Origin of the sequence: Trinickia sp. (genome assembly GCF_035492435.1) — a bacterium.
Classification (GTDB): domain Bacteria; phylum Pseudomonadota; class Gammaproteobacteria; order Burkholderiales; family Burkholderiaceae; genus Trinickia.
In genome coordinates this window covers 1-9428 of sequence record NZ_DATJJF010000022.1, presented here as the reverse complement: position 1 = coordinate 9428, position 9428 = coordinate 1, and the positions used below count along the sequence as shown (strand labels likewise).

The following is a 9428-nucleotide window of genomic DNA, read 5'->3' as shown; positions in this document are numbered from 1 at the left end:
CGGCCTCGACGGCTCGAGCGCGTGGTTCATCGATCACCCACAACCATCGTTACCGCGTCACGTCTGAAGTCTATCTGCCAGGCGGGCGACTAAAGTTCCAACTCGCCTCACGTCTAGGGACGTAGATACCCCGACCTTCCTTCCGTCCTATTTTCAAGCGTATCCCCATTCGATCGTCGCCCCATCAACGAAACTGCACGCTCTCGACCAAAAACAACCCGAGGGCCTGCTTTTGAAACCATTCGCAACATCGGCATTGCTAATCGCAGCCACGATCACCGCCACCTTGAGCGGTTGCGCCACCGAATCGTCACGAGCCATCACCGCACCTGCAATCAGCAGCGCCCAAACCGCCTACACAGGCAAGCCGATACCCATCTCGGTCGGCAAGTTCGACAACCGTTCGAACTATCTGCGCGGCATCTTCTCTGACGGCATCGATCGTCTAGGCAGTCAGGCCAAGACGATCCTCATCACTCGCTTGCAGCAAAGTCAGCGCTTTAACGTGCTCGATCGCGAGAACCTGGACGAGATCCGACAAGAATCCGGTTACTTGAAAAAACAACAAGCCGTGAAAGGCGCCAACTACGTCATCACCGGGGACGTCACCGAATTTGGCCGCAAGGAAGTCGGCGATCAGCAGTTGTTCGGCATTCTAGGGCGCGGAAAACAGCAAGTTGCCTATGCAAAAGTGAGCCTCAATGTCGTCGATACAACGACGTCGGAAGTCGTCACCTCCAGCCAAGGTGCGGGTGAATTCACTCTCTCGAATCGGGAAATCATCGGGTTCGGCGGCACGGCGAGCTATGACTCAACGCTGAACGGCAAGGTGCTCGACTTGGCCATGCAAGAAGCCGTGAACCGCCTCGCCGAACAGGTCGACGCTGGCACGCTCAAAGCGCTGCGTTAGGGATGATGGTCTCCTCTCACAACGCATACCGGTCAATCGGCAAGCACGAGTTGCACGTCATGCAAAAAAGCATATGGCTATCGGCGGCGCTGAGCATCGTCAGCGCACTTGCGGGATGCGCGACAAACAGCACGCCGCCGCTCTATCAGTGGACCGGCTACGAGCCGCAGGTCTACGAATACTTCAAGGGCACCAGCGCACCTCAAGCCCAAATTCAAGCATTGGAAAACGCGCTGGAAAAGATTCGAGCGAAGGGCGAGGTGCCGCCCCCCGGCTTTTATGCGCATCTCGGAATGCTCTACGCCAGCACAGAAAAGTATCAGCAAGCCGAGGAAGCATTCGCTGCCGAGAAGCAGCTTTTTCCCGAGTCCTCGACCTATATGGATTTCATGCTGAAAAAGCCGCGCAACGACATCAATCGATGAACCATGGTCAATCTCGTTTCCTTCAAGCTGGCGTCTATCCTATCGATGCTCGGGCTTCTAGCCGCCTGCGCCGCGCCGGTGACGCAGCACCGCGATTACACGGCGTTCAAGAACAGCAAGCCACGCTCCGTACTGCTTTTGCCCCCGATCAACGAAACCTCGGATGTGCGCGCCACCTACGGCGTGCTGTCTCAGATGACTGAGCCAGTGGCCGAAGCCGGCTACTACGTTGTACCGGTTGCCGTGATGGATGAAACCTTCAAACAAAACGGATTAACCGCACCGGCGGACATACAAGATGTCGCGCCTTCGAAGCTGCGTGAGATATTCGGTGCCGATGCCGCTCTTTATTCGACGGTGAAACAATATGGGTCCGTATATCAGGTGCTCGATACCAAGACAGTCGTCGAAGCGTCGGCCAAACTCGTCGACTTGCGGACAGGAGACATCTTGTGGGAAGGGCGTGGCCGTGCAAATGGCGAGGAGGTGGGGACGGACGTGAACATTAGTGTGGGCCTCGTTGGCGCTTTGGTGCAAGCAGCCGTCAAGCAGATTGCGCACTCGCTCACGGACAAAAGCCATGACGTCGCCAAGTTGGCGAGCGAGCGTCTTCTTCATGCTGGCCCGCCCGACGGTCTGCTTTACGGACCGCGTTCTCCCAAATTCGGAACGGACTGAACCAACTAACCCGCCCCTGCTTCACGCGTAAGACGCAGGCGCAACGTTGAATCACTGCGCCTGCGCGGGTTGGCCAGTGAGCCTCAGATGAGCCTCAGGCGGGAATGGTCCGTACTGCCCGCACGCGGCCGGTAAAGGACTTGAACAGATGTTTCATGTCTACCCCGGAAAAATTCCGGCCATACGCCATCGCCTTGTCGCGATCTGTGCTCGACCAGTACCAGTCGTTCTGGTCGAACTGATCCGCAATGGTTACGGAGGCGACTTGTAGTTCCAGGCGCGACGGTAGATGGAAGTCGGTATGGCCGTCTTTCTCATAGTTGTCGGCCCACGTTGCGGCCGGGTGCTGTCGCCGCGATGAGAGGAGGGCTCTTGTGTTCGCCTCGCCGTCCCAATTGCTGCGTGCTTGCGGCTCTTCATGGGCAAAGCCGCCCCACAACACATCCGTGGCTTCATCGACCGAAAAAATCAAATGCTTCGGTTCGTGTCCGACGTAGTCCGCCATGATGCCGGCGTAGATGCCGCCTTGCCCTTCCCAGTACTGACCGACGGGCGGAGCATCGCCGATTGGCTTCGGTTCGTCGACGTTGTCCGGCAGGATGCTGCCGTAGATGCCTTGCCATCCCCAGTACTGACTGACGGGCAAAGCATCGCCGATTGTGACTGTTTCCGTCATTCCGACTCTCTCCTGTTTCGTTGAACGGGGAAGCGGGGCGATGCTCTGCGATACGTCCGCATGAGCGGCGTATCGAGAAACCTGCCCCGCGCATCCATTACAGCCGTTGCTGGCCAGTTCGCGCACCGACGCAAAGGAAATCGGACGAAGTGCCGACTTGGTTGGCCAGGCCGACACGTTGCGAGGAGACCGCGCTCTGTTCTTTGAGTCAGTTCAGTGCGCGTTTTTTTCCTTGCGCGCGGGGCAAAGCGGAGTATCGTGTCATCCCAATGAAATCACATGGGCCGGCCCGCGCGCGTCTTTCGATGACCGTCGGACAAGGCCTTGACTAGCTAAACGATCTGTCGTGAATACCGATTTACCTCACTCCGAGAACGAGATCGTCTGGACCGAGGCGGGCGTCTCGCATCGCGCACGTTGGCGCTCGGAGGCCGGCGTGCCGGCACCTAAGCGCGTAGCGATTGCCGACGACAGCACCACGGCCGACGCCGCCTATCGCCAGGCCTGCGAAGGCATCGCACTGCTTTGGCGCGGCGACTTCCATAACGCGCGCCAATTGCTCCAGGCCATGGCACGTCGCATCGATCGCAAGCCTCGCAAGACGGCCGACGCACCGCTCGACGCATTCAATCTGCATCGGCAGGCTCAGGCGCAACGTGCGCGCACGCTGGGCATGCTGCTGATTCCGCTCGAGGCCGACTACGGCATCGGCTTGCGGCGAGCCCCCGATGTGCGCGAGGCCTGCCTCGAGGCTTACGGTCCATCGGATGGGCCTTCAGTCGTTTCTTTGAGAGAGCTTCAGGGGCTGATCGGCGCTCATGAGTGGCGCAAGAAGGGCGTCGCGATCCCCGCGCTCGATGGGGAGCGGATTCATCCGCACTACGGTGTCTTCTCGCCGGTGCGTGGCGAGTATGTCGAGCTTGTTGCACGCGCGCCGCTGCCTTCGACGACACTGGCATTCGACATCGGCACAGGTACCGGCGTGCTGGCCGCCGTGCTCGCAAAACGCGGCGTTGAACGCATCGTCGCGACGGACAACGACGAGCGCTCGCTTGCCTGTGCGCGTGACAATACCGTGCGCCTGGGCTTCGGGGCGCGCATCGATGTCGTGAAGGCCGATCTCTTTCCCCCAGGCCGCGCGCCGCTTGTCGTATGCAATCCACCGTGGCTGCCGGCGCGTCCCAGTTCGCCGATCGAGCGGGCCGTCTACGATCCCGCCAGTCAGATGCTGCGCGGTTTCCTCGGCGGGCTTGCCGAGCATTTGGAGCCGGGTGGGGAAGGGTGGCTGATCCTGTCGGATTTCGCTGAGCACCTGGGCTTACGCACGCGCGCGGCGTTGCTTTCGATGATCGATGAAGCAGGTTTATCGATCGTCGGGCGCGAAGAAATACGACCTCAGCATCCGAAGGCATCGGACGCGAGCGATCCGCTCTACCGTGCGAGAGTGGCCGAAGTGACGTCGCTTTGGCGTCTTGCCGTTTGAGCGAGTACGTCGAGATTAGCCCGGATAGGCTTCGTCAACTTTCAGCCCGGCGAGCTTGAAAATGACGCGCAGCGTCTGCGGGCGAATTTCTCGCCGTGAGGCGAGCGTCGTCAGAATAAAGTCGATGACTTTCGCGTACTTGAGCAACGTCAGTAGCGTCTCCAGCCCGGCATCGTTCGAATCACGCAACGATTCCGCGAGGCGTAGCATCTCGACCGAGATCTCGCGTGCCATTTCGAGTTCCAACTGCTGCTTTTCCGACCAGCCGGTTGGCGCCGCGAGGAGCGTGGCGAGCATCGCCTGAAACTTCTGCTCGGCGTCTCCATTGGGTATCGTAGCCATCCCTGTCGTTCCTTCTTCAACTTGGTCCTTGCACCTGACGCAGTTCAAACGCGCCAATCCCTACGCGCAGACGTTACGAGAGCCGGTGACGGGTAACGTAACGGGCGACGCGCAACCCGTCTGCGGGGCGTTGACGCATCACCCCGTTGTGCGCTGGCCGCAGCGGTACTGCCGGTTGCGCCGGGCCTTCGTCGTGCGGCGCCGGCTACATGGATGACATGGGCGCAGCGTGCGACGAGGAAGCATGAACCGTTCCACCAGCGAGGGCAGGCGTCGCCCTGCGCCAACTTCGGTAAACTTACGCTCCTGAGCCAGTTGTTCTGTAGCCTGTCGCACGCTCGGTGCAAAATCGCCATAGGTTGTTTCCCCATATGTCCGAAAAGTCATACGAAGTCCGTCCGAATCAGTCGATCGAGCTGCTCAAGGAACTGCACATCCTTACGCGCGACGGCAAGATGAATCAGGACAGCCGTCGCAAGCTCAAGCAGGTCTATCACCTCTTTCAATTCATCGAGCCCCTGCTCGAAGAGGTCCATCGCGAAAAAGGACACGTGTCGCTTGTCGATCACGGCGCGGGTAAGTCGTACCTCGGCTTCATCTTGTACGACCTCTTCTACAAAGGCCTGCCCCCGGGCGACAGCTCGCACGTCTACGGCATCGAAACCCGTGCGGATCTGGTGGACAAATCGGTTGAGCTCGCAGCGCGGCTAGGGTTCGACGGCATGTCGTTTGTGAATTTGTCGGTGGCCGAGTCGATCGTGTCTGAGCAACTTCCCTCGACGGTCGATATCGTCACGGCCCTGCATGCCTGCAATACCGCGACCGATGATGCCATTCGCTTTGCTTTGCAAAAGCAGGCGGGGCATATCGTCGTCGTTCCGTGCTGTCAGGCGGAAGTGGCAGGCGTGCTTCGTCGCAACAAGGGGAAATCGCTCGCCAATGCACTGACTGAAATCTGGCGCCATCCACTTCATACTCGCGAGTTCGGCAGCCAAGTGACCAACGTGCTGCGTTGCTTGCAGCTGGAGGCGCATGGCTATCAAGTGAGCGTGACCGAGCTGGTCGGATGGGAGCATTCGATGAAAAACGAGCTGATCGTCGCTCAGTACAAGAATCTGCCGCGTCGGCGTCCCGCCGAGCGGCTTGCCGAAGTGCTCGGCACGCTAGGCCTCGACGAGTTGCGCGAACGGTTCTTCGTGTCGACCTGACAAAGAGCGCTCATCGCCCAAAGCGCCTCACTCGCCGTCGCTCATCCACTGGTGCCAGCCTTCGTGACCAAGGCGGCGCAGTGTCTCGATATTGCGGTCGTAGATCAGGGCCGCATCGGGAAAGGCGTCGACCGCGCGAGCGATGCTGGCTTCACGCAGCAGGTGCAGGATCGGATAGGGCGCCCGGTTCGTGTAGTTGTCGATGTCGTCCGGCTCGCTGCCTTCGAACTGGTAGTGCGGGTGAAAGCTCGCGACCTGCAGCGTCCCCGCGAGGCCTAGCTGCGTTACAAGCCGTTCGGCAAAAAACAGGCAATCGTTGAACTCGACAAAGGCGGCGAGCGCGTGCGGCAAGATGACGAGCGTCGTGTCGATATGTTCAAGGTCGGCTGCGTCGAGTCGCTTTAACTCGACCTCAAGATCACTCAGCACGCCTTCGAGATCGCGTGCTTCGCTCACGACGTAGCGGATCTGCTGCTTCACATGGACCGCTTTGGCGAATGGACACAGGTTGAGCCCGATGACGGCACGTGTGAGCCAGTGCTGCGTGTGGCCGATAACGGTCGCGTTGAACGCGTCGGGGTGCGCCGCATTGGCGCTAGCCGGGCTGAACGGCATGACGATTGTTCCTCTTGCGGCTAAGCCGATTGTGTCGATGAGCCGCCGCAAGCAGCAGCGACGAGTTGCGCGGCCACGCGCGACGCGCTTTTGATTGGGCCGCATCCTGGGCCGTATGTCTGACTCGCCGCGTAAATACCTTCGATCAAGAGCGCCAGCGCGTTGGCCAATTCCTCAGGATCGTTCGCACCGGCGGCACTTGCAAGCGCCGTCAGCCGTTCCATCAACTGAGCCTTGTTCCGAGCAACGCATTGCCGCGCCGGATGGCTGGCATCGGGGAACTCAGCCGACACGTTCACAAACGGGCAGCCGCGGTATCCCTCTCGAGACGCGCGTTCCGTCAGGTCCGTGAAGTATTGGGCGAGTTGCCGTACGGGGTAGCCAGGGTGCTTGTTTAGGCTTTGGTCGAGACGCTCGAAAAACGTTTCGCTGGCCTGCTCGAGATAGGCGACGACAAGGTCGTCCTTCGAAGAGAACTGCCGATAAAGGCTCATCTTGTTGACGCCGGCTCGTTCGACAACGGCGTCGACGCCCACGGCGCGCACCCCCTCGCGGTAAAACAGCTCGCCCGCGGCGCGCAGCAGTAATTGCTGTGCGGCCGGGCCGGCAGTGTGCGGGCGCGAGCGCGGCGAGCCGGGTTTAGCGGCATCGGTTTGACTCATGGCTTGATCTGCGTTCAATCAGGTTGGCTCTATTCACGCCCGGCCGACAATGCCGGCGCCTCGAATTGGCACTGCGTGGCGCGCAATACGCGCGCCGTCTTTGTCGGCGGGTGACCAGCAGCGGTTGCGAACGCCCATGCTCGAGACCCATCGGCCGAGACGCGCATTCGGTGCATCCACATTGCTTGACATGTTACTGGTCAGTAACTACGATGGCAACTCAGAATGTGACAGGTTGGTAACAATGAAGTGACGTGGGCGGACAGCCCGAGACGTTCAATAATCAACTCGACCACCGGCAACGACACCGTGCCGCCAGCGACAACAACAGGAATGCCGATGAACTGGCTAGCAAAACGCGTCGAATCACGGATTCATTACGGATGGCTAGTGGCGGCCGTCGTCTTCCTGGTATTGCTGACGGCGGCGGGCACGCGGGCGACACCAAGCGTGATGATGCTGCCCCTTGAGCGCGAGTTCGGTTGGAGCCGCGCCACCATCTCGCTGGCCATTTCGGTCAACATTGCGTTGTACGGTCTGACCGGGCCATTTGCGGCGGCTGCGATGCAGCGTTTCGGCGTGCGGCCGACGCTGCTCTCGGCGCTCGCGACGATGGCTGGCGGCGTGGCGCTTTCGTCGATGATGACGGCGCCATGGCAGATGGTGCTGGTCTGGGGCGTGATGGTGGGGGGCGCCACGGGCGTCGCTGCGCTGACGCTCTCCGCGACTATCGTCAACCGCTGGTTTGTGGAGCGGCGTGGCCTGGTGATGGGCATGCTGACTGCAAGCTCGGCGACGGGACAGCTCGTCTTTCTGCCGATGTTAGCCTCGGTGGCGCAGCATCACGGCTGGCGCCCCGTCGTGCTCATCGTCGCACTCGCCGCTGCGGCCGCGCTGCCGCTAGTCGCGCTCTTGCTGCCGGAGCGTCCTGCCGATATTGCGCTGCGCCCGTACGGCGAGCCGGCCGATGCGCCGCAAGCCGTGGCGAGCGCCACGCAGAATCCGATCGCGCTTGCCTTTGGCACCCTGTGGTCGGCGAGCAAGCGACGCGATTTCTGGCTGCTCTTTTTCAGCTTTTTCGTCTGCGGGGCGAGCACCAACGGCTATATCGGTACCCATCTCATCGCTATGTGCGGCGATTACGGAATGAGCGAAGTGCAGGGTGCGTCGCTGCTCGCTGCGATGGGCGTTTTCGACCTCATCGGCACGACACTCTCGGGCTGGCTGTCCGATCGCTTAAATAGCAGGGTGTTGCTGTTCTGGTATTACGCGCTGCGTGGTCTTTCGTTGATGTATCTGCCTCACGCGTTCGGCGTCCATTTGTTTGGCCTACCGGTTTTCGCCGTCTTCTATGGGCTCGACTGGATCGCGACGGTTCCGCCGACTGTTCGTCTCACCACCGACGTGTTCGGCCGGCAGACGGCGCCTGTCGTATTCGGTTGGATCGTCGCAGGCCATCAGCTTGGCGCGGCGTTCGCCGCGTTCGGGGCGGGGGTGCTGCGTGCCGATCTCGGCACTTACACGGTCGCGTCGACGATTTCGGGGGGATTGTGTCTTGTCGCCGCGCTCGTCGTGTTGCGCATTCATCGGCGTGGCGCCCTGGCCAACGTCGGCGCGGTGGCCTGACCTCGCCTGACGCCCAGGCTGAGCCGTTGCATCACGCGTTGCGTTGGGCGGCGGCGTTGCGGCCCCGTCCCTGCGTAGATTGGGATGGAGGGGCAAACGGTGCCAGGCCGATGCACATGCGGGCCGGGCGACGTGTCCCACCCACGCACTTATTCGTCCTCGCGGAGGGCCGACAGCGGCAAAGCGACATGTTCCAGTGACTTGCGTTCGGCATCGACGCCCCAGATCGCGGCAACGACGGCGGCGATCAGCATCAGTGCAGATCCGACGAGATAACCAAGGAACACGGCACTGCGCTCATGCGTGTCGATCAGATAGCCGAAAAACGCCGGCCCCGTGATGCCCCCGAGGGCGGTGCCGAAAGCGTAGAAAATGGCAATGGCCAGGGCACGGATCTCGAGCGGAAAAGATTCGCTGACGGTCAGGTAGGCCGAGCTCGCCGCGGCAGAGGCGAAAAAGAAAATCACTGACCAGGCGACGGTCTGCTCAACGACACCGAGCCACTGCCTTTCGAACAAATAGCCGCTCACCGTCAACAGCAAGCCCGAGATGGCGTAAGTAAAGGCGATCATGGGCCGTCGGCCGATCGCATCGAACGCGTGCCCGAGCACCAGCGGTCCGAGAAAATTGCCGAGTGCAAATGGCAGCAGATACCAGCCGACGTGCGAGGCACTCACGTGGTAGAAGTCGGTCAGGACGAGCGCATAGGTGAAAAAGATCGCGTTGTAGAAAAAGGCTTGCGCTGTCATCAGTGCAAGGCCGACGAGCGAGCGCCGCCGGTGCATGGAAAAAAGCACGGTAAA

11 protein-coding genes are annotated in these 9428 nt (G+C 60.8%); 6 read left to right on the top strand and 5 right to left on the bottom strand.

Going from position 1 to position 9428, the window contains the following annotated elements:
- Nucleotides 1-232: 232 nt before the first annotated feature.
- From VL598_RS01915 to VL598_RS01905, 3 genes are read left to right on the top strand one after another with little or no spacing between them, the layout of a single operon-like run.
- Nucleotides 233-910, top strand: a complete 678-nt coding sequence (locus tag VL598_RS01915; RefSeq protein ID WP_325325009.1) for a CsgG/HfaB family protein — start codon at nt 233-235, stop codon at nt 908-910.
- A gap of 59 nt (nt 911-969) precedes the next feature.
- Complete coding sequence (locus tag VL598_RS01910) at nt 970-1335, top strand: DUF4810 domain-containing protein (RefSeq protein ID WP_325325008.1); 366 nt, start codon at nt 970-972, stop codon at nt 1333-1335.
- A gap of 3 nt (nt 1336-1338) precedes the next feature.
- Entirely contained in the window at nt 1339-2013 is a 675-nt protein-coding gene (locus tag VL598_RS01905; protein ID WP_325325007.1) for a DUF799 domain-containing protein, read from the top strand.
- A 94-nt stretch (nt 2014-2107) separates the two neighbouring features.
- Here the strand turns inward: VL598_RS01905 and VL598_RS01900 are convergent, their stop codons facing one another.
- Nucleotides 2108-2689, bottom strand: a complete 582-nt coding sequence (locus VL598_RS01900; protein ID WP_325325006.1) for a hypothetical protein — start codon at nt 2687-2689, stop codon at nt 2108-2110.
- 346 nt (nt 2690-3035) lie between these two features.
- Between VL598_RS01900 and VL598_RS01895 the strand changes: the two genes are divergently transcribed.
- Nucleotides 3036-4172, top strand: a complete 1137-nt coding sequence (locus tag VL598_RS01895; protein ID WP_414718639.1) for a methyltransferase — start codon at nt 3036-3038, stop codon at nt 4170-4172.
- Between the two features lie 15 nt (nt 4173-4187).
- On the opposite strand, the gene VL598_RS01890 is transcribed toward VL598_RS01895, so the two are convergent.
- Nucleotides 4188-4514, bottom strand: a complete 327-nt coding sequence (locus VL598_RS01890; RefSeq protein WP_325325005.1) for a DNA-binding protein — start codon at nt 4512-4514, stop codon at nt 4188-4190.
- 371 nt (nt 4515-4885) lie between these two features.
- Between VL598_RS01890 and VL598_RS01885 the strand changes: the two genes are divergently transcribed.
- A complete protein-coding gene (locus VL598_RS01885; protein ID WP_325325004.1) occupies nt 4886-5722 on the top strand; it encodes an SAM-dependent methyltransferase in 837 nt (278 codons plus the stop codon).
- A gap of 27 nt (nt 5723-5749) precedes the next feature.
- Here VL598_RS01885 and VL598_RS01880 read toward each other — a convergent pair whose 3' ends face one another.
- Nucleotides 5750-6337 carry a DUF1415 domain-containing protein gene (locus VL598_RS01880; RefSeq protein ID WP_325325003.1) on the bottom strand — a complete coding sequence of 196 codons (588 nt, stop codon included), beginning with the start codon at nt 6335-6337 and terminating at the stop codon, nt 5750-5752.
- A 20-nt stretch (nt 6338-6357) separates the two neighbouring features.
- On the bottom strand, nt 6358-6999 hold the full coding sequence (locus VL598_RS01875; RefSeq protein ID WP_325325002.1) for a TetR/AcrR family transcriptional regulator: 642 nt from the start codon (nt 6997-6999) through the stop codon (nt 6358-6360).
- Between the two features lie 339 nt (nt 7000-7338).
- On the opposite strand from VL598_RS01875, the gene VL598_RS01870 reads away from it, so the two are divergent.
- Nucleotides 7339-8625, top strand: coding sequence for an MFS transporter (locus tag VL598_RS01870; RefSeq protein WP_325325001.1), 1287 nt, complete (start codon nt 7339-7341; stop codon nt 8623-8625).
- A gap of 149 nt (nt 8626-8774) precedes the next feature.
- Here the strand turns inward: VL598_RS01870 and VL598_RS01865 are convergent.
- A partial coding sequence (locus VL598_RS01865; RefSeq protein WP_325325000.1) for an MFS transporter occupies nt 8775-9428 on the bottom strand: 654 nt, incomplete at its 5' end.

Bases quoted from the DNA above. Each gene is read 5' to 3' on its own strand.
- VL598_RS01910 (WP_325325008.1), top strand. From the start codon at position 970: ATGCAAAAAAGCATATGGCTATCGGCGGCGCTGAGCATCGTCAGCGCA.
- VL598_RS01905 (WP_325325007.1), top strand. From the start codon at position 1,339: ATGGTCAATCTCGTTTCCTTCAAGCTGGCGTCTATCCTATCGATGCTC.
- VL598_RS01900 (WP_325325006.1), bottom strand. From the start codon at position 2,689: ATGACGGAAACAGTCACAATCGGCGATGCTTTGCCCGTCAGTCAGTAC.
- VL598_RS01890 (WP_325325005.1), bottom strand. From the start codon at position 4,514: ATGGCTACGATACCCAATGGAGACGCCGAGCAGAAGTTTCAGGCGATG.
- VL598_RS01885 (WP_325325004.1), top strand. From the start codon at position 4,886: ATGTCCGAAAAGTCATACGAAGTCCGTCCGAATCAGTCGATCGAGCTG.
- VL598_RS01880 (WP_325325003.1), bottom strand. From the start codon at position 6,337: ATGCCGTTCAGCCCGGCTAGCGCCAATGCGGCGCACCCCGACGCGTTC.
- VL598_RS01875 (WP_325325002.1), bottom strand. From the start codon at position 6,999: ATGAGTCAAACCGATGCCGCTAAACCCGGCTCGCCGCGCTCGCGCCCG.
- VL598_RS01870 (WP_325325001.1), top strand. From the start codon at position 7,339: ATGAACTGGCTAGCAAAACGCGTCGAATCACGGATTCATTACGGATGG.